23 protein-coding genes are annotated in these 26,387 nt (G+C 58.3%); 10 read left to right on the forward strand and 13 right to left on the reverse strand.

Annotated elements, in window-relative coordinates; all coding sequences use genetic code 11:
- Nucleotides 1-118 precede the first annotated feature (118 nt).
- Entirely contained in the window at nucleotides 119-1,186 is a 1,068-nt protein-coding gene (locus FCS96_RS09180) for a TRAP transporter substrate-binding protein (RefSeq protein WP_171040715.1), read from the forward strand.
- A gap of 193 nt (nucleotides 1,187-1,379) precedes the next feature.
- On the forward strand, nucleotides 1,380-3,653 hold the full coding sequence (locus FCS96_RS09185) for a sensor domain-containing diguanylate cyclase (protein ID WP_138440055.1): 2,274 nt from the start codon (nucleotides 1,380-1,382) through the stop codon (nucleotides 3,651-3,653).
- 33 nt (nucleotides 3,654-3,686) lie between these two features.
- Here the strand turns inward: FCS96_RS09185 and FCS96_RS09190 are convergent, their stop codons facing one another.
- The 7 genes from FCS96_RS09190 to FCS96_RS09220 form a co-directional block, all read right to left on the reverse strand.
- Nucleotides 3,687-5,099 carry an alanine/glycine:cation symporter family protein gene (locus FCS96_RS09190; RefSeq protein ID WP_138440056.1) on the reverse strand — a complete coding sequence of 471 codons (1,413 nt, stop codon included), beginning with the start codon at nucleotides 5,097-5,099 and terminating at the stop codon, nucleotides 3,687-3,689.
- Between the two features lie 44 nt (nucleotides 5,100-5,143).
- Nucleotides 5,144-5,584, reverse strand: a complete 441-nt coding sequence (locus FCS96_RS09195) for a universal stress protein (protein WP_138440057.1) — start codon at nucleotides 5,582-5,584, stop codon at nucleotides 5,144-5,146.
- A gap of 34 nt (nucleotides 5,585-5,618) precedes the next feature.
- On the reverse strand, nucleotides 5,619-6,905 hold the full coding sequence (locus FCS96_RS09200; RefSeq protein WP_138440058.1) for a TRAP transporter large permease: 1,287 nt from the start codon (nucleotides 6,903-6,905) through the stop codon (nucleotides 5,619-5,621).
- 35 nt (nucleotides 6,906-6,940) lie between these two features.
- Nucleotides 6,941-7,534, reverse strand: coding sequence for a TRAP transporter small permease (locus FCS96_RS09205; protein WP_138440059.1), 594 nt, complete (start codon nucleotides 7,532-7,534; stop codon nucleotides 6,941-6,943).
- Between the two features lie 123 nt (nucleotides 7,535-7,657).
- A complete protein-coding gene (locus FCS96_RS09210; RefSeq protein ID WP_138440060.1) occupies nucleotides 7,658-8,686 on the reverse strand; it encodes a TRAP transporter substrate-binding protein in 1,029 nt (342 codons plus the stop codon).
- Nucleotides 8,687-8,827: 141 nt separating this feature from the next.
- Nucleotides 8,828-9,367 carry a YqiA/YcfP family alpha/beta fold hydrolase gene (locus tag FCS96_RS09215; protein WP_138440061.1) on the reverse strand — a complete coding sequence of 180 codons (540 nt, stop codon included), beginning with the start codon at nucleotides 9,365-9,367 and terminating at the stop codon, nucleotides 8,828-8,830.
- Nucleotides 9,368-9,411: 44 nt separating this feature from the next.
- A complete protein-coding gene (locus FCS96_RS09220; protein WP_138440062.1) occupies nucleotides 9,412-10,410 on the reverse strand; it encodes an LLM class flavin-dependent oxidoreductase in 999 nt (332 codons plus the stop codon).
- A 139-nt stretch (nucleotides 10,411-10,549) separates the two neighbouring features.
- Here FCS96_RS09220 and FCS96_RS09225 point away from each other — a divergent pair, with 139 nt between their 5' ends.
- Entirely contained in the window at nucleotides 10,550-11,422 is an 873-nt protein-coding gene (locus tag FCS96_RS09225) for an Nmad3 family putative nucleotide modification protein (RefSeq protein ID WP_138440063.1), read from the forward strand.
- Here the strand turns inward: FCS96_RS09225 and FCS96_RS09230 are convergent.
- Nucleotides 11,388-12,164: a crotonase/enoyl-CoA hydratase family protein gene (locus FCS96_RS09230; RefSeq protein WP_138440064.1), complete on the reverse strand. Its 777-nt coding sequence runs from the start codon at nucleotides 12,162-12,164 to the stop codon at nucleotides 11,388-11,390. The two genes, FCS96_RS09225 and FCS96_RS09230, sit on opposite strands and share 35 nt — an antisense overlap.
- 114 nt (nucleotides 12,165-12,278) lie before the next feature.
- On the opposite strand from FCS96_RS09230, the gene FCS96_RS09235 reads away from it, so the two are divergent.
- Together FCS96_RS09235 and FCS96_RS09240 are read left to right on the forward strand one after the other, a co-directional pair.
- The gene (locus FCS96_RS09235; protein ID WP_138440065.1) at nucleotides 12,279-13,424 is read left to right on the forward strand and encodes a mechanosensitive ion channel family protein; all 1,146 of its coding nucleotides are present in this window, start codon (nucleotides 12,279-12,281) and stop codon (nucleotides 13,422-13,424) included.
- Between the two features lie 44 nt (nucleotides 13,425-13,468).
- Complete coding sequence (locus FCS96_RS09240; protein ID WP_138440066.1) at nucleotides 13,469-14,224, forward strand: putative 4-mercaptohistidine N1-methyltransferase; 756 nt, start codon at nucleotides 13,469-13,471, stop codon at nucleotides 14,222-14,224.
- Between the two features lie 158 nt (nucleotides 14,225-14,382).
- On the opposite strand, the gene nfsA is transcribed toward FCS96_RS09240, so the two are convergent.
- Nucleotides 14,383-15,120 carry an oxygen-insensitive NADPH nitroreductase gene (gene nfsA, locus FCS96_RS09245; protein WP_138440067.1) on the reverse strand — a complete coding sequence of 246 codons (738 nt, stop codon included), beginning with the start codon at nucleotides 15,118-15,120 and terminating at the stop codon, nucleotides 14,383-14,385.
- Between the two features lie 143 nt (nucleotides 15,121-15,263).
- Here nfsA and FCS96_RS09250 point away from each other — a divergent pair, with 143 nt between their 5' ends.
- From FCS96_RS09250 to eutC, 3 genes are all read left to right on the forward strand, one after another.
- Nucleotides 15,264-16,442, forward strand: coding sequence for a GGDEF domain-containing protein (locus tag FCS96_RS09250; RefSeq protein WP_138440068.1), 1,179 nt, complete (start codon nucleotides 15,264-15,266; stop codon nucleotides 16,440-16,442).
- A 319-nt stretch (nucleotides 16,443-16,761) separates the two neighbouring features.
- Nucleotides 16,762-18,174, forward strand: coding sequence for an ethanolamine ammonia-lyase subunit EutB (locus FCS96_RS09255; protein ID WP_138440069.1), 1,413 nt, complete (start codon nucleotides 16,762-16,764; stop codon nucleotides 18,172-18,174).
- Complete coding sequence (eutC, locus tag FCS96_RS09260; protein WP_138440070.1) at nucleotides 18,167-18,997, forward strand: ethanolamine ammonia-lyase subunit EutC; 831 nt, start codon at nucleotides 18,167-18,169, stop codon at nucleotides 18,995-18,997. The genes FCS96_RS09255 and eutC overlap by 8 nt, the downstream gene beginning before the upstream one ends.
- Nucleotides 18,998-19,061: 64 nt before the next feature.
- Here the strand turns inward: eutC and FCS96_RS09265 are convergent, their stop codons facing one another.
- Nucleotides 19,062-19,379, reverse strand: a complete 318-nt coding sequence (locus tag FCS96_RS09265) for a hypothetical protein (protein ID WP_138440071.1) — start codon at nucleotides 19,377-19,379, stop codon at nucleotides 19,062-19,064.
- Between the two features lie 369 nt (nucleotides 19,380-19,748).
- Here FCS96_RS09265 and katG point away from each other — a divergent pair, with 369 nt between their 5' ends.
- On the forward strand, nucleotides 19,749-21,977 hold the full coding sequence (katG, locus tag FCS96_RS09270; RefSeq protein ID WP_212747061.1) for a catalase/peroxidase HPI: 2,229 nt from the start codon (nucleotides 19,749-19,751) through the stop codon (nucleotides 21,975-21,977).
- A gap of 172 nt (nucleotides 21,978-22,149) precedes the next feature.
- On the opposite strand, the gene FCS96_RS09275 is transcribed toward katG, so the two are convergent.
- Nucleotides 22,150-23,322 (reverse strand): MFS transporter, encoded by a 1,173-nt coding sequence (locus tag FCS96_RS09275; RefSeq protein WP_138440072.1) that lies wholly within the window; start codon nucleotides 23,320-23,322, stop codon nucleotides 22,150-22,152.
- Nucleotides 23,323-23,423: 101 nt separating this feature from the next.
- Here FCS96_RS09275 and FCS96_RS09280 point away from each other — a divergent pair, with 101 nt between their 5' ends.
- Nucleotides 23,424-24,308 carry a LysR family transcriptional regulator gene (locus FCS96_RS09280; RefSeq protein ID WP_138440073.1) on the forward strand — a complete coding sequence of 295 codons (885 nt, stop codon included), beginning with the start codon at nucleotides 23,424-23,426 and terminating at the stop codon, nucleotides 24,306-24,308.
- Between the two features lie 51 nt (nucleotides 24,309-24,359).
- On the opposite strand, the gene FCS96_RS09285 is transcribed toward FCS96_RS09280, so the two are convergent.
- Entirely contained in the window at nucleotides 24,360-24,779 is a 420-nt protein-coding gene (locus tag FCS96_RS09285) for an acyl-CoA thioesterase (protein ID WP_138440074.1), read from the reverse strand.
- A gap of 72 nt (nucleotides 24,780-24,851) precedes the next feature.
- The gene (locus FCS96_RS09290) at nucleotides 24,852-26,321 is read right to left on the reverse strand and encodes an NAD-dependent succinate-semialdehyde dehydrogenase (RefSeq protein WP_138440075.1); all 1,470 of its coding nucleotides are present in this window, start codon (nucleotides 26,319-26,321) and stop codon (nucleotides 24,852-24,854) included.
- Nucleotides 26,322-26,387: the final 66 nt, after the last annotated feature.

Below are 26,387 nucleotides of genomic sequence, written 5' to 3' on the forward strand. Positions count from 1 at the left end.
ATCCCCTGGGCGAATCCAGTAAGCTCAGAGTAGGGCTTGGCGGGATGCTTGATCCCACGCTAGTATTGGCTCGGGATAAAAAAATACCTAAATAACAATCGGATTAATGGTGTCAACAATGATAATGCGCCCGCTCAAAATAGCCGCGTTTGTGCTGCTGTTTGCTTTTAGTTCACTCAGCCTGGCTGAGGACAGTTTCACGTTGCGCCTCGCGCAAACCTGGGGCCCGAATTCACCAATTCTCGGAGAAACCGTAGAGCACATGGCCAAGATGGCCGAAACCATGTCCAGTGGCCGGCTCAAGATTCGTATCGACGCCTCCAACAAGCACAAGGCGCCTTTCGGGATCTTCGATCTGGTACGCAACGGCCAGTACGACATGGGCCACACGGCGTCCTATTACTACAAGGGCACCATCCCCAATGCCATGTACTTCACCACCGTACCGTTCGGCATGATCGCTCCGGAGCAGTACGCCTGGTTCTATCACGGCGAGGGCATGGAACTGATGCGCAAGGTGTATGAGCCATATGGTCTGCTGTCGTTTCCCGGTGGTAACACCGGCAATCAGATGGGCGGCTGGTTCCGCGATGAGATCAACTCCCTGGAAGATCTGAAGGGTATTAAGATGCGCACACCAGGCTTTGCCGGTGAGGTGATGTCTGAGCTGGGTGTTGCAGTCACCAACATTCCGCCGGGCGAACTGTACAGCGCACTGGAACGCGGCACGATTGATGCTCTGGAGTGGGTGGGTCCGGCACTGGATTTCAATATGGGCTTCCACCAGATCGCCAAGAACTACTACTCAGGGTGGCACGAACCGGGTGCTGAAGTGCAGTTCCTGATCAACGAAGGCACTTGGAACAAGCTGCCCGAGGATCTGCAGGAAGTGCTGCGCGTGGCCATGCGCACCGCTGCCTATGACATGTACATCCAGAGCACCCACGAGAGCGGCGTGGCGTGGGACAAGATGAAAGAAAACTACCCGGATGTGACCCACAGAACCTTCCCGCCGGAAGTCATTGAGGCCCTGCGCAGCGCCACCAACAAGCTGCTCAAGGAAGCGGCCGAGAACGACCCGCTGGCAAAAGAGATTATCACGTCCCAGCGCGAGTACATGCGGCAGGTTCGTCAGTGGACCAATATTTCAGACAAGGCCTATCTCGATAGCGTGGCCGGAGAATAACGCAGTAGCAAGCGCCAGCTTGTGATGGGCTGCTTGTGAGGGGCGTGGGGGCTTCGGATTATCCCCGCGCCCCTTTTTGTTTTCGCCGCTTCGTGCTTCGGCCTCCGGTTTTTATTGGCCGATGGGGCCGATCTGTGCTGTATTGATCTATAGTTTCTATTTGATCAATTCTCAGTTCAGGTTCCCAATCCAGATGCCTGTGGTTCGTTCCGTGCACCTGATCACCCTGTTGTTGCTGGCGCTGATGTTGGCCGGCACGGCTACAGCTGCGTCTCTGCCGGTGGCCGAGGGCTGGGAATATCGCTGGGGAGATTCGCCCTTTGACGCCGATGGCACCCCCGATTGGGTTCAACAGGACGCACCAGGCGAGTGGCAGAGCATTGACTTTCCCTCCAATCCACCCGATCGCGATGGGCAAGAGCATGTCTGGTACCGGGTAACGCCGCCTTCCGGCGATTTCCAGGAACCTGTGCTGTACATTTTCAGCGTCGACATCATTTTCCAGGTGTATCTGGGTGGCGACAAAATCTATCAGTATGGCGCTTTTGATAGTGAAGGCCGAGGCTCATTTGAGGGCTGGCCCTGGCACGCCATACCGCTCCCTGAGGATTACCAGGGCAAGCCGATCTACTTCCGGGTGTTTTCGGACTACACCGACATTGGCTTGTGGGGTGAAGTCGCGATCATGGATTACACCGATCTGGTGCTGTTCATCCTAAGAAACTCCCTGGAGGCGTTGATCGTGGCGGGCTTCGCCGCCCTGATTGCGACCCTGACGCTGATTTTCTCCATGCTGCAAACGGAAAAGAAGACTTTCGCCTGCATTTCCCTGTTTGCCATGTCCGCTGGCTTGATGCTGGTGGCCGAAAGCCAGGCCAGCCTGCTGATCACCCACCAGCCTTTGCTGTGGGATTACCTGGCGGCCGGTTCCTATTACATGCTGCCGGTGGCCCTTGCCCTGATGCTGGAACACTGGCTGTCCGATCACCGCCCCTGGCTCATCAACTGGATCTGGAAGCTGCACCTGGTGTACCTGGTGGGAGCGATAGGGCTATCACTGTCTGGGCTGATAGATTTGTCGTCGACTTTCCCGGTCTTTGACGCCCTGTTCTTGATCACGGTGATGTCTATGGTCACGGTTGCTGTGCGCCGGTTCCGTCATCTGTTGCTGGAACATCGGGTTTTGCTGGTGACCTTTGGGGTCTTTTGCGCTTTGCTGGTGGCCGAGATGGCGGTGGCCCATGGTGTGTTGCCGTGGGGCCGGATACCCGTTAGCTGGGGCATCCTGGTTTTTCTGATCGCGGTGGTGGTGATCGCTCTGTGGCATTACGCACGAACTCAAAAGGCGCTGACGCAGCTGGCGTTTTCCTTGGAGCAGAAGGTGGCGGAGCGGACCGCACGGGCGGAATCCCTGACTCGCCGTGAGCAGGCTCGTGTGCGGCTGCTGACCTTTGAAAACGAAAAAAATCGGGTGCTGGGCGATATAATCACCCAGTTGCAGGACTGTCTGAACCTGGGGCAAGCTTACGCTGTGCTGACAGGCAGTTTGCCGGATCTGTGCAGCCCTCTGCGTGGTGCGCTGTATCGGCGCACGCCCAATGAAACGTATCAACGGCTCTCGCAATGGGGAGTGGAAGGCGAACACCCCGCCATGCCGCGTCAGCTGTACAGCAGTGAAGGGTTGCCCCGGCCCTCGCAGCTCCCGCCGGCCTCATCTGAGGCCACAGGCTCGGATCGGCAACGGACGAAACCGGACCTGCTGTGTTTCTGGATCAACCTAGAGTCGGCTAGCGATGGGCAGGTGACCGAAAGCTTACTGCTGCTGGAAAGTGAGGGCCTGTTCGACGCCGCCAACAGCGAATACGGCGTGGCGCGGCTGTTCGCGGTACTGAATCAGGCAATCCAGCGAATTGGCATCACCCTGTCCAGTATCTCCCTGCGTGAGGAACTGCAGAAGTTCTCCTACGAAGACTCGTTAACCGGCCTGAAAAACCGACGCTACTTTGATCAGCTGTTTCAGCACCAGTGTGCCGTAGCTCAGCGGGGGCGAACGCCGCTTTCACTGCTGGTCATTGATATCGATCATTTCAAAACCTTCAACGACACCCATGGGCACGAGGCCGGTGACCAAGCGCTGCAATCCGTTGCCTCGGTGCTGCTCAACCAGTTCCGGGAAAGCGACATCGTGTGCCGCTTTGGCGGCGAGGAGTTTGTGGTGATCCTGCCGGGGGCGCTGACGGGCGATGGCAGAGAGCGGGCCCAAAGCCTGTGCGATGCGGTTGCCAGCGTTGATGTGGTTTTCGAGGGGCAGAATCTTGGCGCGGTGACGGTGTCGGTGGGCGTGGCCAGTTGGCCGGAGGCTGACGGCGAACCGCGTCAGCTGCTCAGCCTCGCTGACCAGGCCCTGTATCAGGCCAAGGAAGAGGGGCGGAATCGGGTCTGGATCCACGGGGGGCAGGCCGCTTAAGCGTACCTGGTCCCCGCCGTTTCCGCATCTCGCCTAGTGCCAGATGTCGCTGTCGATCTTCTCGTGCAGCTCGGGATAATCCTTGGACTTAAAGTGCGGAACCAGGCCCTCTTTTCGCTGACTGAGGTAATCCTTGGTCAGCTTCAGGACGGTGCCTGAGAGCATTACGATGGCAATCAGGTTGATCGAGGCCATCAGACCCATGGACGCATCGGCGGCGTTGAAGACCGTTACTACCGCTTCATAGCCACCCCAGATCACCATCGCCAGGGCAGCACTGCGTAGCAGGTTCAGTGCCAGGGCGTTGTCACCCCCCAGATAAACCAGAGCGTTCTCGGCGTAGGTGTAGTTGGCGACGATGGAGGTAAAGGCGAAGAACAGAATCGCAATCGCGATGAAGTAGTTGCCAAACTCGCCGATGTGGCCGGCCATGGCGTCCTGGGTCAGCTGGGTGCCGGTGACGCCATTGCCTGGCTCAAGCACGCCTGAGAGCAGGATCATCACTGCCGTAGCTGTACAGATCACAATGGTGTCGATGAATACACCAAAGGCCTGGACCAGCCCCTGGGAAGAGGGGTGATGGGGCGCAGGTGTTGCGGTGGCCGCGATATTGGGGGCCGAACCCATGCCGGCTTCATTGGAAAACAGGCCGCGCTTGATGCCGTTCAGCATGGCCGCGGTGACTGAACCGGCGACACCGCCAGTGGCTTCGCTCAGACCAAAGGCGCTGTTCACAATCAGGGCCAAAACGTCACCAACCTGATCGTAGTTCGCCACCAGAATGCCCAGTGCAATCAGTACGTAACTCCCGGCCATGAACGGCACCACGAGTTCAGCGAACCGGACAATGGAGCGAAGCCCGCCGAAGATCACAACCCCGGCCAGTACCGCAACAGCAACGCCAACCCAGAGCTTGGGTATACCGAAGGCGCCTTTCATGGCGTCGGCAATGGAGTTTGCCTGAACGGCGTTGAAAACCAGTCCGAAGGATACAATCAGACAGACGGCGAAAATACCGCCGGCCCAGGGAGCACCGAGGCCCCTGGCAATGTAAACCGCGGGGCCGCCGCGGTACTGGCCTTTGCCGTCGCGGCGTTTGTACAGCTGGGCCAGGGTGCTCTCGGCATAGCCGGTGGCCATGCCGACCAGGGCCACCATCCACATCCAGAAGATGGCGCCGGCGCCGCCCAGGTAGAGCGCAACCGCGACACCGGCCAGGTTGCCGGTGCCAACCCGCGAAGCAAGGCTGGTGCAAAGCGCCTGAAAGGGTGATATGCCGTGGACATCGCTCTCACGGGAGCCGCGAATGGCACGGATCATTTCGCCGAAATGCAGGAACTGGAGGCCCCCGAGGCGAATGGTAAAGAACACGCCAACGGCCAGCAGGCCGTACACAAGGACGTAGCCCCAGAGTATGGAGTTTAGAAAATCAACAACCGCAGTCATGGTGCTTCCTGTTGGAAATCCGGTGGAATGATTGGGTTAACTAATCACACCACCAAAACAGGGCACTTGGCGTTGGACGCCACCCGATGGGAGACGCTGCCGAGCAGGATGCCGTCTTTGTCGCTGTGAGTACCCTTGGTACCGACAACAATCAGGTCGGCTTCCTTGTCCTGAGCGAACTTGATGATCACTTTTGACGGCCGGCCGGCTTTGACAAAGCCCCGCACCTTGGTGGCGCCGTGCGACTTTGCCAGATCTTTGGCATGGTTGACCACCTCTTTGGCGTATTCCGAGAGCACCTTGTCCGGTATATCCATGCCCGGAGGCCGACCAATCGACAGCGATGCCTCGAACAGACTGTGGTGTTTGTACACGCACAGCAGGTAGATTTCGGCATCGGTTAGCTTTTGCAGTTCAATGGCCTTGTCCATGGCCTTGAGGGATGTCGTGGAGCCATCAACGGCGACCAGGATCCTTTTGAACATGGTTCTCTCCTTAAGCCTCTGGGCCGGTTCCGGGTCAGTCCCTGAAGGCAACGTCACGCAGGAACAGGGCAATGTCCGGGAACGCGATGATCAATCCGGCGGCTGCCACCAGGATGAAGATGAACGGTGGCGTGCCACGGATCACTTCAAGGTAAGGCCGCTTGAAGATGGCAATGGCCGTGAAGATGTCGCAGCCAAACGGCGGCGTTGCCGAGCCAATGGCTACCTGCAGGGTAATGAGCACGCCTACCAGGACCGGATCCAGTCCCGTGGATTGAATGGCCGGCGCAAAGATTGGGGTCAGTACCAGGATGACCACGATCGGATCGACGAACATACAGGCGATGAAGAACGCTATGCAGATTGCGATCAACACGCCGACCGGACCGGCCTCGTTAACGCCAACTGCTTCCAGAATGGCTTGCGGGATCTGGGCAAACGAAATGATCCACGAAAAGCCGTTGCCTACGGCCACCAGGATGAACACCACGGCGGTGATCAGGCCGGTGGACTTGGCAATGCGGTAGATATCCGCCAGTTTCAGCTCGCGGAACACCACGAATTCCAGCAGGAAGGCGTATAGGACGCACACCGCAGCCGCCTCGGTTGGGCTGAAAATGCCGCCGTAGATACCGCCGACGATGATCACCGGGAAAAACAGTGGCCAGAGAGCGTCGCGGACCGACACTGCGCGCTGGCCCCAAGTGGCCTTTTCCTCTGTGGGCACGTTGTTCTTGTAGGCGTAGATCAGGCAGTAAATCGAAAACATGAACAGGATCAGGACGCCGGGCCCGATACCGGCGATGAACAGCTCGGCAATGGAGGTTCCCGAGATCACCCCGTAAATGATCATGCCAATGCTGGGCGGGATCAGGAAGGCAATGTCACTGGCGTTGATGATCAGGGCCAGTGTAAACGGATCTGAGTAGCCGGCTTTCAGCATTTTCGGACGGAGCGGCGAGCCAACGGCGACCACGGTAGCCTGGGTGGACCCTGAAACGGCACCAAACAGGGTGCAGGAAGTTGCGGTGCTGATCGCCAGCCCGCCTTTGAAGTGGCCAATGAAGGCCATGACCATGTTGATTAACCGGTCGGCCGACTGGCCTCGGGTCATGATGTCGGCCGCCAGGATAAACATGGGCACGGCAATCAGCGAGGCTGGCCGGATTCCTCCCATCATCTGCTGGATAAAGGTGCCCATCTGGCCGAAGCCATCGAACATCATTACGAAGCCAAACACCGCGGCGGCGATTAGCGGAACCATCATCGGGAAGCCGAGCAGCAACAACCCGATCATGATCAACATCATTGTAGTTGCCATGTTTTTCTATCCTTACCTGGTATCAGCTACGTGGTTCATACTTCTGATTCGGTATCGCTGTAGCCATCAACCACCCCGGTTGAGAGATACACGTCCTTGCTGGTCAAGTTCTTGACGGCCGTTAGAAAGTACTGAATGCCGGTGATGGCAAAGCCGACTGGTGCCCAGATATAGATCCACCAGATTTCGAAACCGAGCGCGGGCAGGATCCGGCCGCGACTGTAGAGAGTCTCGACGTAACCGAATGAGTGATAACACAGGAAAAACATCACCACGGAGGTAAAGAGGGCAATGAAGATCATCAGGACCTTGCGGCCTTTGGCGGGGAAGGCGTCGTAGAGCGCGGACATACGGATGTGGCGACCATGGCGTGCGGCGTAGCCAATACCGGCAAAGGTGATCAGGATGATGAGGATCCGGTTAATCTCACCGGAGAAGAACAACCCTTCGCCAAAGACAAAACGGGCAATGACGTTTACGCAGGTGTTGACGGCCATCAGGATGACCCCAACCGCCAGCATTACCGCTTCAATCTTACTGATCCAGACATCGATGGTTCCCAGAAACCCGGGTAGGCCCGATTTGTAGCTGCCTGTATCGTCCTCTAGATCCGGGGAGTTCTCGGACATGGGTTCTGCTCCAGAACATGCTGCGCCCGGCCGGTAGGCTGTCCCCGGCGGCGCGGGGTTAAGAGACAGGCCCGCCGGCTGGCGCCGGCGGGCCGTGGTGCATCAGGAAGGATGCGGGTCAGATTACTTGCTCTGAACTTCTTTCAGGTCTTCCTTGAACTGGTTCAGCAGCTCTTTGCCGCTTTCGCCGGTCATTTCGATGTACTTCTGCTCAACCTGAGGAGCGCGATCCTTGAATGCCTTGATCTGCTCATCGTTCAGACGAGTCACAGTAACCTCGTCAGAGGCCTTCTGAATCTTGGCCAGTGCTTCGTCGGCCAGACCATCGATGTGCTTGATGATTTCTTCGAAGGCGTAGTCGGAGGCCATCTGAACCAGCTCTTTGTCCTGCGGTGCCAGGTTTTCGTAGAAGCTCTTGTTCGCCATCATGGCAGTGGTGAACCAGCCGTGGCTGGTGAAGACCAGGTTCGGGGATACTTCGTACAGACCGCCGGACTCGATCCAGAAGATCGGGTTTTCCTGACCCTGAATCATGTTGGTTTGCAGGGCACCGTACACTTCGCCCCAGGGCAGCGGGGTCGGGGTGGCACCAAAGGCGCTGTAGGTTTCCGACAGTAGTGGGTTGGTCATAACCCGGATCTTCTTGTTGTTGAAGTCCGCAGGTTTGGTAACCGGCTCGTCCACGGTAACGACCATCTCGCCTTCCGGGTACATCTTCAGCAGTTCAAGACCCTTCTCCGCATACAGCTCGGGGAAATCTTCGTTTATCGCTTCACTTTCCCGGAAGAAGGTGATCACCGTGTCCATGTCGGTGGGCATCAGGTAAGGGATGAAGAAAATTTGTGCTTCCGGAATCAGCGCGCCGGTGAAGCCTGGGGACTGGTTAACAAAGTTCAGGATACCCGCCTGAGTCTGTTCCATGATGTCGTCAGATTCGCCGAGCTCGCCGAAGCGATAGATCTGCAGAGTATGCTCGGAGTTGTTTTCGATGTACTCCTTGAACTTATACGCGAACACGTCCTGAACGTCGCCCTCGTACTCCTCGTGTGCATAGCGCCAGTTCGCGGCGTTAACAGAGTTGGCGGCGGTCATGGCCGCAAAAGCGAACGCGGAAATTCCGGCTAGTTTCTTGAGTTTACTGATGCTGCTCATCGGGTTTTCTCCGTCCATTTTATTAATGAAACCTATCATTCCGTCAATAAAGACTGGCAAAACAACGACGTTTTCGCAAGGAAACTACCAAAACAATAATTTTAAGCCATGGTTTTGAACAGATATTCCAAGTGCATGAAATTAGGCTTTATTCAGGTTTGAACGACAGAGTTCGAGAAACAGTCGGAACTCCGAGACCACCCGCTGGACACTGTTCTCGAGCCGGTGGCCATCGGGCAGCACCAGCGCCGGCAATGCCTGCTTGCGAGCCAGCTCAAGCACTGGCATAACCGGGACCACGTCATCGTCCCAGCCGTGAATGATCTGGCAGTAGCGGGCCTGAATTGTTGGACTGGATTGCGGGTAGCCAGCCATGGCCAGGGCCGGGGCCAGCAGGAAACAACCCAACACCGGTGAATCGGCGCTGGTTTGTGCACATACCCAGCCCCCCATGCTGGATCCGGCTAAAACCGTTCTTGCCGGATCGGCGCCGGCCTCGGCCATGGCTGCCGCCATCTGCTCAAGCCGGATAGCGGGCACCTTGGTGCTGCGATGATCAATGGCGATGGCGGTTACTCCGGGGAAACTATCGGCGACGGCCTTCATGGCCTGAATCTTGGTTCCACCGGGGCCACTTTCCAGACCGTGGGATAGCAGTACGTGTAGGTTGGGTGTTGTCATAATCCATGCTCTGGGTTGCTGTTGAGACCAATCGAACCCTTACTCTAGCGCGATTCGGCCCGGGTCTGGGCCAGGATGTCGAGGGCTCGACGACGTTGGGCCGGATCGTAGATGTCGATAGTGAACATCAACTCGTCCACCTCCACGCTGGCCAAGAGTTCATCAAGCTGGCGGTTCAGGTCGTTGGCATCGCCCATCATTTGCAGCGCGAGGAAGTCCTGCACACTGGCCTTCTCACCAGCGTTCCAGAGCCCGTTCATGGACTCGACCGGCGAACGCATCCACAGCGGTTGGCCCCGGAACAGGGAGAGAATGCGCTGGTAACTGGTGGTCGCCAGGAACTTGGCCTCGGCCATGGAATCGGCGGGAATGGCCGGAACTGCGAGCATCGCGTAGGGCTTGTCTAGCTGTTCTGAGGGCTGGAAGTTGTCCCGGTAGACACGCAGGGCCTCGCGATACAGTCGCGGCGCAAAGTGACCGGCGAAGGCATAGGGCAAGCCACGCATGGCCGCCAGCTGGGCGCTGTAGAGGCTTGAACCGAGGAGCCAGATCGGCACCTCGGTGCCTGCCCCGGGAATGGCCTTCACTGCCTGGACCGGATGCAGCGGCCCCAGCAGCTCTTGAAGCCGGGCCACGTCTTCCGGAAATTGTTCCGCACCCAGGCCATCCCGCCGCAGGGCCCGCGCGGTAACAGGGTCAGTCCCGGGCGCACGACCCAGGCCCAGATCAATGCGCCCGGGATACAGGCTTTCCAGGGTGCCAAACTGTTCCGCAATGACCAGCGGTGGGTGGTTCGGCAGCATCACGCCGCCAGAGCCAACCCGGATCTGGTTGGTTTTGCCGGCGATGTGGCCAATCAGAACCGATGTCGCAGAGCTGCTGATGCCCTCCATGTTGTGGTGCTCGGCCAACCAGAACCGCTGGAACCCCAGCGCCTCGGCATGCTGGGCATAAGCGACGCTGTTGGTCAGGGTGGTACCAACAGAATCGCCCTCGCGGACCGAGGCAAGTTCAAGCAGGGAATAGTCAGGTCGGGTGGCCATGGGGCTCCAGCAGCGTTCGTTCATGAGATGAAAATCATGGTGCTGAAGCGGGAGGGTTTCAACCCGACCGCGGGTATTTCCTCGATAGCTGGGTTACCATTGCGCGCCCCTGCTTCATCCTTATTGCTGTGGTGATCCCATGCGCCTGATTCTGAGCCGCAAAGGCTTCGATTCCTCAGCCGGAGGCTGCCCGAGTCCGGTGCTGCCGGATGGTTCCCTGTGTGTGTTGCCGATACCCGATGGCCAGTCCCGAATCCGTTACGACGACGTGCGCTTTGGCGAGCGCCGGCTTGGCAAGCTGGCCCGGGATCTCAGCGGCGGCCGGGTTCGGAGCAGAGATGGTGCCCACCTTGATCCCGACGTGCTGGCGGAGGCCTATCCCCGTGCAGAAGGCTGGCGCCCGGTGCTTGGCCAGACCGGTGCTGCCCAGGGCCACCTGCGCAACCAGGGTGTGACGGCCGGAGACCTGTTTCTGTTTTTCGGGGTTTTTCGCCACGCCGAACTCTGGCGTCGACGCTGGCGCTTTGTGCCCGGCACCAAACCTTTTCATGCGCTCTGGGGCTGGCTGCACATTGGCGAGATTGTGGTTATTGATGCGTTGTCGGAGCAGTCTTTGCCGTGGGCCCGGTATCATCCGCATTTTCACGGTCAGGCCGATCCAGGCAATACTCTGTACCTGGCCTCGAATGGCTTCCAGCTACCGGGTCTGAGCCAGGAACTGCCCGGGGCAGGTGCGTTCACCGAGCTGGAGGCGCCTCAGGTTTTAAGTGACCCTGAGGGCCGGTTACCTACCCAGTGGCGACTGCCCGCCGCCTTTTATCCTGGCGAGGATCGGCCGCCCTTGAGCTACCACACCAAGGCGGACCGCTGGCGGCTGGATGCGCCCTGGTGTTACCTGCAGTGTGCAGCCCGGGGCCAGGAGTTTGTTCTGGATCTGGCGGCTTATCCCGAACTGAATCCCTGGCTGGCTTCGCTGCTCAGAACTGGCCATGGCGACCGGCGCCATCCTTGAAGCGCTTGGCACCCTCAAGCGCTTCCTCAAATACCACCGGATAACCGCCGGCACCCTCGGCCACCAGGGCTTCGTGGGCGCCCAGGTCCCACTGGCGCAGGGCCGAGGCCCGGTCGGCGAGCAGGCACTTTTGCGGAAAGCCGGCAATGGTTGCAGCCAGATCTTGGGCGGCGTCCAGGGCGGAACCATCGGGCACCACCCGGTTGGCCAATCCCATGGACAGGGCTTCGTCTGCCTTGACCGGTCGGCCGGTCAGGATCATGTCCAAAGCGTGACCCTGGCCAACAATGCGAGGCAGGCGTACGGTGCCGCCATCAATCAGCGGCACGCCCCAGCGTCGGCAGAACACGCCAAAGACGGCAGACTGTTCAGCCACGCGCAGGTCACACATCAGGGCCAGCTCCAGGCCGCCCGCAACGGCATAGCCCGATACGGCGGCAATCACGGGTTTGGACAGAGACATCCGGGTTGGCCCCAGGGGACCATGACCGATGCCATGGGGATCGACTTCGTTACGGCGCTCTGGGTCGTCCAGTGCTCCCAGATCGGCGCCGGCGCAGAAGTTGCCGCCGGCACCGCACAACACCGCGACTTTTGCGGCGTCGTTCTGTTCAAAGTCGGTGAAGGCCTTGCGCAAAGCGGTCGCTGTGGGTCGGTCGATGGCGTTGCGTTGATCGGGTCGGTTCACGGTGATGGTGACAATGCCATTGTCGAGCTCGGTAAGAACGGATGGGGTGGTCATGGCTGGGCCCTGCGCAATTGACGTGATTGATCCATAATTTGGTATTAACCCTAAGATAGCAGGGCGTAGGGCTAACTTGTTGGCCACATGAAAAATTGAAAAAGGATAACAACAATGGCGGACAGCTTTTGGCAAGCCGTGGCTGAACAGCTCAAAAAGAATCTCGGGGATTCCCTCGAAGCGTTGGGCGCGGGGGAGGTGGAGTGGACCGATATGGGCGTCGGAGTAATCAGCCAGTTGCTCATTCTGGTCGTTTATCTCGGCCTCTATGCCGGCATTTACCTTGTGGTGATGGCGGTGCTAAAAGCGGTGGTCGGGCAAAAGCGAAGCAACAGTCACACGTTCGCCCATGTTCGTACTGGCCTGCGTTATCTGGTCGGGCTCGGTTTCCTGCTGACCGTGCTGGCCCAGTTTGGCGCCACCCCCGAGTTGCTGCAGTCGGTTGCCAAGGCTGGTTTTATCGCCTTAGGTTTCTACGTCGGCTGGCTGGTGCTGGGCCGAGTCATCGTTGAATCCATGCAACGCGCCCATCTCGACCCGTCCATCCGTCAGTTGGTGGATAACCTGTTTTCAGTGCTGCTGGTTGCCTTCGGTGCGGTCACCGTGCTGGCGCAGTTCGGTTTTGATGTCTTATCCATTGTGGCTGGCCTGGGTATCGTCGGCATCGCGGTCGGCTTCGCTGCCCAGTCCACCTTGTCCAACTTCATTGCCGGGGTGACGTTGCTGATTGAGCGGCCGTTTCGGATCGGGGATTGGGTTACGATCAATGGCCAGGATGGCAAGGTGGTGAAAATTGCCCTCCGTACCACCTGGTTGCGGACCCGGGACAACATCTTCACGATGATTCCGAACGACAGTGTAGCCTCGTCCGAGATCGTCAATTTCAGCACCGAGGGCGCCATCCGGCTGAATATTCCGGTCGGCATCGCCTACAAGGAATCGGCGGAGGCCGCCCGCAAGGTCATTATGCCGATACTGGAACAGCATCCAGAGGTGCTGCAGATCGCCGACATGATGCCCAAGGTGATGCTGTCGAATCTGGGCGACTCGTCAATTGATCTTACCGTTCAGGCCTGGATCGGCCCGGATAACCTCGATGTGCAGCCCAGTATCAAGGCGGAGTTGCTGGAGCAAATTAAAGACGCTCTCGACCATGCCGGCATAGAAATTCCCTTCCCGCATCTGCAGCTGTTCATTGACGATGCTGAAGGTCTCAAACCGGTCATGGAACCGCTCTACCCGAAACTGGCAGGTCAGTAATACCGGCTCAGATACCTATTTCGTCAATCCCGGAGGATGACTCAGTGCAGCAACACGCGTTCTATGAAGACAACACCACGCTTGCCCAGTATCTGGAGTTCAATTACGGCGAGCAGTGGCACGGCGAGCCGAATTTCCCAAAAGAGCTGGCAGATGCGGCCCTGGACGCCATGGACGGCCGTCCTCTGGGACGGGCGCTGGACATTGGCTGCGCCTGCGGTCGCAGCAGTTTTGAGTTGGCCAGGACCTTTGATCACGTTGACGGCATCGACTTCTCAGCTAACTTCATTCGCAAGTGCAAGGAGATGGCCACGGACAAGCAGGTTCGCTACGCCCGGCCGGAGGAAGGTGAGCTGGTGAGCTATCACGAACGCACCCTGGCGTCCCTGGGGTTGGAGCAAACTACGGCACGGGTGGCGTTTCACGAGGGCGATGCCTGTGCTCTCGACTCTTCGTTCGCGGGTTACGACCTGGTGCTGGCCGGCAATCTGATCGACCGGCTTTATAGGCCTGCGGACTTTCTGACCACCGTGCACGAACGGATCAACGAAGGCGGGTTGCTGGCCATTGCCTCGCCCTACACCTGGATGGAGGAATACACGCCCAAGGCTTCGTGGGTGGGTGGTTTCATAAAGGACGGTAAGGAATACACCACGCTCGACGGTCTGAAAGACATGCTGGCGCCGCATTTCCGCCTTCTCGGCGAGCCGCGCAGTCTGCCATTCGTGATCCGGGAAACCCGGAATAAGTTCCAGCACAGCTTCTCGGAGTTCTCAGTCTGGCAGAAAGTCAGCGCCTGATCAGCAGGGCATTCGCTAGCGTATCGGCGAAAGTGAGTTGTCATCAAAGTGTCACTGGATGGGGCTATTGTTAAGCCTCATCAGGACGATTTGCACTGGTGTTGTTCATCGTGTGAATGCTTGAACCGGGGCTTTTGCCCCGGTTTTTTTATGCCCGCCTATTTCAGCCCAAAGCCTTTGCCTTGCAGGAAACCCTGCATGTGCGGCCGCAACTTGGTGGTGAACAATGGCTTGAGCTGCTCTGACCAGTTGGTGTCCTTGTTGCCGCCGCTGCGTTCCCGATAATACTCATTCATAGTGCTGTCGAACCCTGACACCTGCTGTTCCTCCTGATCGTCCCGGTAGTAGTCTTCCATCAGGATACTTTCCACCGGCAGCCGCGGCTTAACCTCCGGGTTCTGATCGGGGTAGCCCAGGCACATGCCGAATACCGGGTATACATCCTCTGGCAGGCGCAGCAGGCTGCTGACCTCGGCCGGATTGTTGCGGATGCCGCCGATGTAGCACAGCCCCAGCCCCTCGGATTCAGCGGCCACGGCGACATTCTGTGCCATCAGGGCGGTGTCGACACTCGCTACTACTAGTTGCTCCGTTGTACCGCGCACTACCTCGGCGCCTGCGCGCTCGGCTGCGTTGGTAGAGCGTTTCATGTCGGCGCAGAACACCAGGAAGTCAGAGCAGTCGGCAATGTAGGCCTGACCACCGGCCAGCTCGGCGATAGCCTGCCGGTTTTCCGGATTGGTTACGTGGATCACGGAGTAGGCCTGAACGTGGTTCGATGTTGCGGCGCACTGCCCGGCGCGAATCAGCTCGTGCAGAAGCTCGCGGGGGATTTTCTGCTCGGTGAATTTTCGAATCGAGCGGTGGGACTGCAGTAGTTCGATGGTGGCGTTCATGGCGATCCAGTGTTGGTGAGTGCGTAACAGTGACAATAACGATACCAATCGCTACAAAGCAACCTATCGAATAGTCGATGGGAGCTGCTATTGTCTCGAAAGGCCATTCCTGCGCGTCATCCAGCCCCATAAACCAGAGCACCATGGAACTGAACATTCATCTGCCAACACTGCTGTTGCTATCGGTCGTCATCAATCTGATGGTCGGTGGTTTGTTGTGGCTGGTCTATAGGTTGCGAGATCTTCAAGCCTGTTTCCGGCTCTGGGCACTTGCCTGCGTAACCTTTGTTGCAGGCATCGTGCTGGCTGTTGCTCGCTCTGTTGTGGATGCGCCTCTCGTTACGGAGCTGGCAGCGCACCTGTGTCTGGGCCTGTCACCCTGGTTGGTTCTTGCGGGCATCCACAACCTGCTGGGCGTGCCACTGGCAGGTGGAAAAAAATCATCGCGAGTGCTGGTTGTATGCGCCGTGGTCTACGTTGCGGGTCTGTTGGTATCTTATGCGGGGGACACGTTGGTCCCGCGTTTGCTGACGGCGCTTTGGTCGGCGCTGGTTTTCACTGTCGCGATCTATCGCCTGGCGAGTAGTTCACGCACGCCCAGATTGCCATTCCGGATACTCCAGACCATCTTTGGTATTCACGGCATCCTGATGATGCTGCAGGTGCTGGTGATTATCACCAGCAGGTGGGAGCTGGTTGGTCTGGACGTGAATGCCGTTCTGACGTTGATCCTGGCCCATCATCTGTTGCTGGCAACAGCCACCGTCATGGCCCTGCCGCTGCTGGCGTTTACTCAGGCAGAGCGCAATCTGAAACTGCTGGCAGAGCGCGACGAACTCACGCAACTGTTAAATCGGCGGGCTTTTCTTCAACAAGGCCGCGCGGCGTTCAATCAGGCTCGTGAACAGCAGCAGGGGCTGACGGTACTGATGATTGACTTGGACTACTTCAAACAGATTAACGACCGGTGGGGCCACGAGGTGGGCGACAGCGTCCTGAGCTTTGTCGCAACGATCATGGCCGAGGAGCTGCGGGACAGTGACATTATTGGCCGAATTGGTGGTGAAGAATTTGCGGCCGTTCTAAATACCGGCAGTTGCAAGGAAGTGGAGGCCGTTACTGAGCGCCTACTGCGGAAAATAGCCGGGCGCGGGCGCTGGGTGGAAGGCCGCCCGCTGAACTTGTCAGCCAGCATTGGTGGTGTCGTTATCTCGCCACAAACGCACAGCTTCAATGACATGATGCGATCGGCTGATGCGGCCATGTATGAGGCTAAGGACAAGGGCAGAAACCGGGTGGAGTTCGCACCGATGTCAGGCTGAGAGTCGCGTCCGGGCCATTCAGCATGCGCTTTACCCCATTTCACACAACCCTGCCATCGTCGCGGGCATCTCGCCGACCGACTCCACGTAAGACCTGATTCCGTTCACCACGTTTTGCCGATGACCGTAGGTTTTGCCTCTACTTGCGATTCTTGCGAGTTAGGTTTTCCTTGTTTCAGGCGACTTGTGGTCTTGCGAAGTTTTTCTGATTTTCGATAACCGGTTTTTTGTCTACCGGCTACAGTGGAGTTATGAGCAATATACATACCTTCCAACTCAGGTCGTGAGCCGGGGGGATCGTTTTAGTTGGTGGGACGCAATGAAGCACACATTTTCGCATCAGGTCGGGGGGCGCACCTGGCACTTCCGGAACCTGGCAGACCTGATGGCCAAGGCCACACCGGCCCGCTCCGGTGACCGGTTGGCAGGCGTGATGGCAGAGTCGGCGGAAGAGCGTGTGGTGGCTCAGATGAGGCTGGCCGAACTGCCGCTGAAAGCCTTCCTGTCGGAAGCGCTGATTCCCTATGAGGCAGACGAAGTCACGCGACTGATTATGGATGATCACGATGCCACGGCCTTTTGGCCGGTCGCTCACCTGACCGTCGGCGATTTCAGGAACTGGCTGCTTAGTGATCATGCCACCCCTGAGGTGTTGGCGGCCCTCAGGCCCGGCCTGACACCGGAAATGGTGGCCGCGGTCAGCAAGCTGATGCGCAATCAGGATCTGATCCTGGTGGCGCGCAAATGTCGCGTGCAAACCGCCTTTCGCAACACCATCGGCCTGCCGGGGCATCTTTCCACCCGGTTGCAGCCGAATCACCCCACTGATGATATGGCAGGCATTGCCGCCAGCATTCTGGATGGCCTGCTCTACGGCAGCGGGGACGCGGTCATTGGCATCAATCCGGCGACTGATAACGTGGCCCAGGCTACTAAGCTAATGCGGCTGACGGACGACGTGATCAGTAAGTACGACATCCCGACCCAGTCCTGTGTGCTTACCCACGTCACCAACACCCTGGAGGCGATCGAACTGGGGGCTCCGGTGGATCTGGTGTTCCAGTCCATTGCCGGCACCGAAGCGACCAACAGCAGTTTCGGGTTCAGCCTGGCGACCCTTCAGGAGGCCCAGGATGCAGCGCTCTCACTCAATCGGGGTACAGTCGGTCGGAACGTCATGTATTTCGAAACCGGACAGGGCAGTTCGTTGTCCGCCGACGCCCATCACGGCCTGGATCAGCAGACCTGCGAAGCCCGGGCCTACGCTGTGGCCCGGCGGTTCAACCCGCTGCTGGTGAACACTGTGGTGGGCTTTATCGGCCCGGAATACCTGTTTGATGGCAAGGAAATCATTCGGGCCGGGCTGGAAGACCACTTCTGTGGCAAGTTGCTGGGCGTTCCGATGGGGTGTGACATCTGCTACACCAATCATGCCGAAGCGGATCAGAACGACATGGACAACCTGCTGACTCTGCTCGGGGTGGCTGGCTGTACCTTCATCATGGGCATCCCCGGCTCGGATGACATTATGTTGAACTACCAGACCACCTCTTTCCACGACGCCCTCTACGCCCGCCGAGCTCTGGACCTGAAGCCGGCGCCAGAATTTGCAGCCTGGCTGGAGCGCATGAACATCTTCGAAGACGTTGCCCGCTACGAGCCCAGCTCGGAACTGCCGCCAGTGTTCAGAAACAGCCTCAAAGGGGTGTCCGGGGAGGCCGGTCATGACTGATCACAGCAAAGATCTTGTTACTGCTAATATCTGGCGCCAACTGCGCCACTATACCGATGCCCGTATTGGTCTGGGGCGGGCCGGGATAAGCCTGCCAACGTCAGAACTGCTGGAGTTCCAGCTTGCCCATGCCCGGGCCCGGGACGCGGTGCACTTCCCGCTGGCGGTGGGTCAGTTGGTGGAATCCCTAAGCCATTTGGCCAGCACGGCTATTGTCTCCGAGCCGGTGTGCCTGCATAGCCAGGCAGCAGACCGATTTACCTACTTGCAGCGTCCCGACCTCGGGCGACGCTTGTCGCAATCCGCCCAGGACGCACTGTTGGCTGCCCAGAATCCGGAGGAGCCTGCGCCCGATCTGGCCGTGGTGATTGTGGACGGCCTGTCGTCCTCGGCGGTTCAGGCCAATGTCACTCCCTTCCTTGAGTGCTTTCTGGGCGATCTCAAGCAGGCATGCCAGTCGTGGCGGTTGGCCCCCCTGACCATTGTTCAGCAGGGCCGGGTCGCCATTGGCGATGAAATCGGCGCTCTGTTGCGGGCGCGCATGGTTGTGGTGCTCATTGGCGAACGCCCGGGCCTGAGTGCGCCTGACAGCCTGGGCATCTACCTGACCTTCGGGCCGAAAGCCGGCCTGTCAGACGCCCACCGAAACTGTATTTCCAATGTCCGGTCTGCCGGACTCCGCTTTGAAGATGCCAGCCAACGCCTTCTGTACCTGATCCAAGAGGCCGACCGCCTGAAGTTGTCAGGAGTCGGGCTGAAAGACCGGACCGAAGAGGTGGTGATCGAGAACAACCAAGCCAATAACAATTTTCTGACCAACTAAACCTGAGAGATTTGGAAAATGTACAGGTCCAATAGTGTTGGTGGGCTGGATTGCCTCAAAAGGGCTAGAACCTGGCCCCTTCCGCGCTGTTGCGCTGGCGGAAGTGAGTCAACGCAACACTGGCTGCAGCCAGCACAACGAAGAGCAGGATGCCCTTGGGCACCAGGGCATGAATCTCGGGATTAGGCGCAGTGCTGGCGGTGACCAGGATCAGGCCCAGGACATTCCGCGCCAGGCGGACGGCGAGCAGGGTGCACAGATAGCCTGACTGCGAGGCGGCCTCGGGTGAGCGCAGGCAGCGGCCAAGTGTTGGCATCAGGTGTACGGTGTTGAGAAGCAGAACAGTGAAGATAACAAGCTGAACAATATTGAAAAACGTCATAATCAAAGAAAAGTGACATCAATAATGGGTTTAGAAAGTGTGTGTAATTATCCCCGATTGATCACTTCCAATCCAATTTTCCCTCCCAGCTTTATCTCTATCCTCCCTGTAAGGCCCCTCGTGCGACTTCAAAATACCTGCATTGACGATTTTTTCATCGACAACAAAAAACTATGGCTCTGGTTAGAAAAAGCTAATAGTGACAACCGGGTACGGCTGCTACAACTATAAGTACAGAAACTGGCAGGGGTTCCTGAAAGAGCCAGCGTGGCAAATTTTTTTGCTGTGCCCATCGCAGGAGGCTGCCGGATTGTGAACTTGGTCTATCTTGGATAGACCAACGATAATGTTGCACACCCGGAGAGAGTTATGAGTTCAAGTACAAATCAATCAGGTGCTGGTAAGTGCCCGGTGATGCACGGTGCCCAGACACGGATGGACAGTCGCGGCCCCTCTGTAGCGGATTGGTGGCCGAACCAGCTGAACCTGAATATCCTGCATCAGCATTCTCCCCGCTCTAACCCTTTGGGCGAGGAATTCGATTACGCCGAAGAGTTCAAGAAACTGGATCTGGCGGCGGTGAAGAAAGACCTGGCTGACCTGATGACCGACTCCAAGGATTGGTGGCCGGCGGACTACGGCCACTATGGTGCCTTCTTCATCCGTATGACCTGGCACAGCGCCGGTACCTATCGCCAGGGCGATGGCCGTGGTGGCGCCGCAACCGGTAACCAGCGGTTTGCGCCGATCAACAGCTGGCCAGATAACGGCAACCTCGATAAGGCTCGCCGTTTGCTCTGGCCGATCAAGCAGAAGTACGGCAACAAACTGTCCTGGGCCGATCTGTTTATCCTGACCGGTAACGTGGCCATGGAAACCATGGGCTTCAAGACCTTTGGCTTTGGCGGCGGCCGTGCGGACATTTACCAGCCCGAAGAAGACATCTACTGGGGCGCCGAGCACGAATGGCTGGCCACCAGTGACAAGGCAGACAGTCGCTATTCCGGCGACCGGGACCTGGAAGATCCTCTGGCGGCAGTGCAGATGGGCCTGATCTACGTGAACCCGGAAGGCCCGGATGGCAATCCCGATCCGCTGGCCTCGGCCAAGGACATTCGGGAGACCTTCGCCCGCATGGCCATGAACGACTACGAGACCGTAGCCCTGACCGCCGGTGGCCATACCTTCGGTAAAACCCACGGTGCCGGTGATCCGGACAAGGTAGGCCCGGAACCCGAGGCGGCCCCGATGGAGCAGATGGGCCTGGGCTGGAAGAACAGTCATGGCTCCGGTAAAGGCCGGGATGCCATCACCAGTGGCCTGGAAGGCGCCTGGACAGCTAACCCGACCAAGTGGGACATGGGCTACTTTGACGTGCTGTTCAAGTACGACTGGGAACTGACCAAGAGCCCGGCGGGCGCTAACCAGTGGAAGCCGGTGGGCCTGACTGAAAGCGATATGGCACCGGACCCGGAAGATCCGTCCAAGAAAGTGCCGATCATGATGTCTACCGCCGACATGGCGATGAAGATGGATCCGGAGTACCGCAAGATCTCCGAGCACTTCCACAAGAACCCGGAAGAGTTTGCTGACGCCTTCGCCCGCGCCTGGTTCAAGCTGACCCACCGGGACATGGGCCCGAAGGCTCGCTACCTGGGCCCGGAAGTGCCGGCCGAAGACCTGATCTGGCAGGATCCGGTTCCGCCGGTGAACCATGAGCTGGTGAATTCTCAGGACATTTCGGATCTCAAGAGCAAGATCCTGGAATCCGGATTGTCTGTGTCTGAGCTGGTGGCGGCTGCCTGGTGTTCTGCCTCCACGTTCCGCGGCTCCGACATGCGCGGTGGTGCCAACGGCGCACGTATCCGGCTGGCGCCCCAGAAAGACTGGGAGTCCAACGAGCCACAGCAAGTGGCGAAAGTGCTTCAGACCCTGGAAGGCATTCAGCAGGCGTTCAATGGCGCCCAAAGTGGCAACAAGCAAGTGTCTCTGGCCGATCTGATCGTACTGGGTGGCGCCGCAGCCGTTGAGAAAGCGGCGAAGGACGCAGGTCATAAGATCGTTGTCGAGTTTGCCCCAGGCCGCACCGATGCCACCGACGAGCAGACTGATGCTGATTCGTTCGAGCCCCTGAAGCCGGAAGCCGACGGATTCCGCAACTATCGCCGGGCCCGGTTCACGGTCTCAGACGAGGAGATGCTGGTTGATCGGGCGCAACTGCTGGGCCTGAGTGCACCGGAAATGACCGTGCTGGTGGGTGGTATGCGTGCTCTGGATGCTAACTACAAGCAGGCCAAACACGGCGTGTTTACCAATACCCCAGGCCAGCTCACGAACGATTTCTTCGTGAACCTGACGGACCTCGACACCGAGTGGAAGCCAACCTCCGACGATCCTGATGTCTTCGAAGGCCGCGACCGCAAGACCGGGGACGTCAAATGGACCGGTACCCGGGTGGATCTGATCTTCGGTTCGAACTCGCAACTGCGGGCGATTTCCGAGATCTACGCCCAGTCCGATGCCAAAGAGAAGTTCGTGAAGGACTTTGTTGCTGCCTGGAACAAGGTGATGAACGCAGATCGGTTTGATCTGGCTTAATTAACAGTCAGTCAAAACAACCTCTAAGGGGCGTGGCAGTAAAACTGCCACGCCCCTTTTTTATTAGCTCCTTGCCGACTAGGTGGGAGTAAATTGTCCCGTTCAAGCTTAGAGATGTATGCCTCCGGCTCGGCTCGTGCCCGCCGTAACCGGAAGCTTCCAGGGAGGTTATTTACGCTGGCACCGGGCTGCGGTTATCCAGTGAGGCCGAAATCCGCGTCAGCATCAAGGCCGAAAGCACGATCAGTCCGCCAATCCAGGGCGTACTCATCAACCCCATGTCTTCAACGATATGCCCGCCAAGCCAGGCGCCACCGGCAATGCCGATGTTGAACGCGGCGATGTTGAGACCGGACGCGACATCAACAGAGTGAGGCGTGTAGCGTTCGGCCAGTTGCACCACGTACACCTGCAGCCCCGGAACATTGCCGAAGGCAAAGGCGCCCCAGACCAACAGGGTGATGACGGCGGCAATCGGGTAGTGGGCGCTGAAGGTGAGCGCAAACATGATCGCCGCCAGGCCACCGAAGATGATGTAGAGAGCAGAGGTTGGCCCCAGACGATCTGCCAGTTTGCCGCCCCAGATGTTGCCGGTGGCCACCGAAACGCCATAAACCAGAAGCAACAGGCTCACCATACCCGAGGCAAAGCCGGTGACATCCTCAAGAATGGGGGTAAGGTAGGTGAAGGCGGTGAATGTGCCACCGTAGCCGATGGCGGTCATGGCATAGACCAGCAGCAGGCGAGGATGGGTGAGCACCTGCAATTGCTCGCGCAGGCTTGCCGGCACCGATTGCTTAAGGTTTTTCGGGACCAGCAGGGCGCTGCCAACCAGGGCAATGGCACCCAGGGCGGCGACGATGAGGAAGGTGGCGCGCCAGCCAAAGGTCTGGCCGATGAATGTCCCCAGTGGTACACCTGTCACCAGGGCCACGGTGAGGCCGGTGAACATGATGGCGATGGCGCTGGCTTCTTTATCTTTCGCAACCAGGCTGGTGGCGATGGTCGAGCCGATCGAGAAGAACACCCCGTGGGCGAGACCGGTCAGGATCCGGGCGGTGATCAACGAGCCGTAGTTTGGTGCCATCCACGCCAGCACGTTGCCAAGGATGAACAGTGCCATCAGCGACAGCAGCACCAGTTTGCGATTCCAGCGTCCCGTCAGGGCGGTCAAAACCGGTGCGCCTACGGCAACACCGAGTGCATACAGGCTCACCAGCAGCCCCGCCGAGGGCAGGCTGACTCCGAGATCCAGGGCGATGGTCGGGACCAGGCCGACAATAACGAACTCGGTGGTCCCGATTGCAAAGGCACTGAGTGTCAGTGCAAATAGCGCAATGGGCATAGCAGATATCTCCAGTAGGTTTGATTGACGCTGGCTAGTCTGGCGCCGCATACTTTTGCGATAAATACCTGTTTTCGAAAATTACCTTTGCGGAATATGCAATGAAGAGTCGTTCTGAGGATCTGGTTTTCCTGCTGGCGGTAGTCGACAGCGGTGGTTTCAGCGCCGCGGCGGAACATCTGGAGATCTCGGTAACCAAGGTTTCCCGGGCGGTGTCCCGTCTCGAAAAATCCCTGGATGCCACCTTACTCAATCGCACCACGCGCCAGGTCAACCTCACCGAGGAAGGCCAGGCCTTTATCGCCCAGGTGCGTGCCGGTTTGTCCACACTGGAAGAGGCGGAGGAAGCGCTGGCGGTTCGGCGCCAGAAACCTGCTGGCAGGTTACGGGTGGACGCTGCCAATCCCTTCGTTCTGCATCAGATCGTGCCGCACGTAAAAGCGTTTCGGGAGGCGTACCCGGAGATCGAGCTGGAACTGACTGCCAGTGATCGGATGGTGGATCTGCTGGAAAAGCGCATTGATGTCGCGATCCGGATCGGTCCGCTGGAAGATTCGACGCTGCACGCGCGGCCGATGGGGCGGTCGCCGTTGTCGATCGTGGGTTCGCCGGATTACTTACGGGAACAGGGGCTGTGCCAGACGCCTGACGATCTGGCCAAGCACACGCTGATCGGCTTCACGGCGCCCGAAACACTCAATCTGTGGCATGTGGGTGACGGCCTGCAGATCCGGCCAGCCATCCGTGCCAGCAGTGGAGAAGCGGTACGCCAGCTGTGCTTGAGAGGCAATGGCCTGGCTTATCTGTCGCGCTTCATGGTGGGGGAGGATGTGAAACAAGGTCGCCTGGTGGAAGTGCTCGGCGAGCACCTGACCCGGCCCAATCCGCGGGAGCTGGTCAATGCGGTCTACTATCGCAACACCACGTTGTCGGCCCGCATCCAGGTGTTTCTCGATTTCTTCAGTGCCCGCTGGCAGTCCCTTTAACCCAGCACATATCGCCGAAAATCCGGTCTCGCTGGGGTGAGGACCTTTAGGTCAGGCTTGGCTAATCCTCTCCAGGGCGCTTCGGAGATCGCCGGGAATCGGGGTGGAGGCGTTGCTCTCTCTGTCCACGAAAACGTGCACCACCTGACCCACGGCAGACACCTGATTGTCGCCCTGCTTAAATATGCCAACCTCGTAAGTTACGGAACTGTTGCCAGTTTTAACCACTCGTAATCCAGCTTCCAATACGTCCGGGTAGGCCACGGGTTTGCGGAACTGGCAGTTGGAGCTGACGACAAATCCGACCACTGATCCGTTATGGATATCGAGACCGCCTTCCTCAATCAGATAGCGATTAATGGCTGAGTCGAAGTAGGAATAATAGGTGACGTTGTTTACATGGCCGTAGACATCGTTATCCATCCATCGGGTGCTGATTGGATAGAACACCGGGAAACTGTTTCGTTCCACGAACCTGCTCCTATAGGTTAATTTTGTGAGCTCCGAGTGTTCTGCCCGGAGCTCAAAACGTGATACAGGTGGTTAGCGCATACCACCGAGGCACAGGTATTTTAGCTCCATGTACTCATCAAGCCCGTAATGGGAGCCTTCACGACCAAGGCCGCTTTCCTTGACACCACCAAACGGGGCTACCTCGGTGGAGATGATGCCCTCGTTAACGCCAATCATCCCGGACTCAAGTGCTTCAGCGACATGCCACACCCGGTGGATATTGGTGCTGTAGAAGTACGCGGAGAGACCGAATTCAGAATCATTGGCCATGGCTATAGCGTCTTCTTCAGTCTCAAACCGGAACAAGGGCGCAACCGGGCCAAAGGTTTCCTCACTGGCGATTAACATGTCCTGAGTGGCACCCGTGAGAATAGTAGGCTCGAAAAAGGTCCCGCCGAGGGCGTGCGGTTTGCCGCCCATGGCAATCTCGGCGCCTTTTTCCGTGGCATCGGCGATATGTCGCTGTACCTTTTCCAGAGCGGCTTCGTTGATCAGCGGACCTTGCTGAGTATCGCCTTCCAGACCGGCGCCAACCACCATGTTTCCGACAGCGACTTTCAGTTTTTCAACAAAAGCATCGTACACCCCTGACTGAACATATACCCGGTTAGCACAAACACAGGTCTGGCCTGTGTTGCGGTATTTGGAGGCCATGAGGCCAGCAACAGCGGCGTCAAGATCGGCATCGTCGAAAACAATAAACGGCGCGTTGCCGCCCAATTCCAGACTGACCTTCTTTACGGTATCGCTGGCCTGGCGCATCAACAGCTTGCCCACGGGCGTAGAGCCGGTGAAAGAGACCTTCCGGACGATAGGATTGCCGGTTAGTTCACCGCCAACCGCGACGGCGTTCGGTTTGGAGCAGGTGATGACATTGATCAGGCCAGCGGGGATGCCAGCTTGTTCAGCAAGCGCAGTAATTGCCAATGCGGAGAGGGGCGTATCTTCCGCGGGTTTGATGACTACCGGGCAGCCTGCTGCCAGCGCGGGAGCCACTTTCCGGGTAATCATGGCAATGGGGAAATTCCAGGGTGTAATCGCGGCAACCACGCCGACAGGTTGTTTGATCACCACAATGCGTTTGTCCTGGCCGTGGCCAGGAACTACATCGCCGTAGGCACGTTTGGCCTCCTCCGCGAACCACTCAATGAAACTGGCGCCGTAACCTACTTCACCGCGGGATTCCGCCAAGGGTTTTCCCTGCTCGGCGGTCATCAGGCGAGCCAGATCTTCCTGATTTTCCATAATCAGGTTGAACCAGACGCGTAGGAGGTTAGCTCGCTCCTTAGCGGGCTTGGAGCGCCAGGCTGGCCATGCCCGCTCTGCGGCTTCGATGGCTTTACGGGTATCAGTCTCGTCCATATCCGGCACATCGATCAGATGTTCGCCGTTGGCCGGATTGATGACTGCAAAGGTTTTCGCAGTCGACGCTGTTGTCCACTGACCATCAACGTAGGCTCGGTCTCGCAGGAGTTCAGAGTTCTTAAGATCAAGTGACATAACTAACCTCAATGAGTAGGCGCTGCCGCAGTCGCGCGACTGCGCCTGAAAAGGGGAAAAGAGTAC

Source organism: Marinobacter alexandrii (assembly GCF_005871205.1).
Taxonomy (GTDB): Bacteria; Pseudomonadota; Gammaproteobacteria; order Pseudomonadales; family Oleiphilaceae; genus Marinobacter; species Marinobacter alexandrii.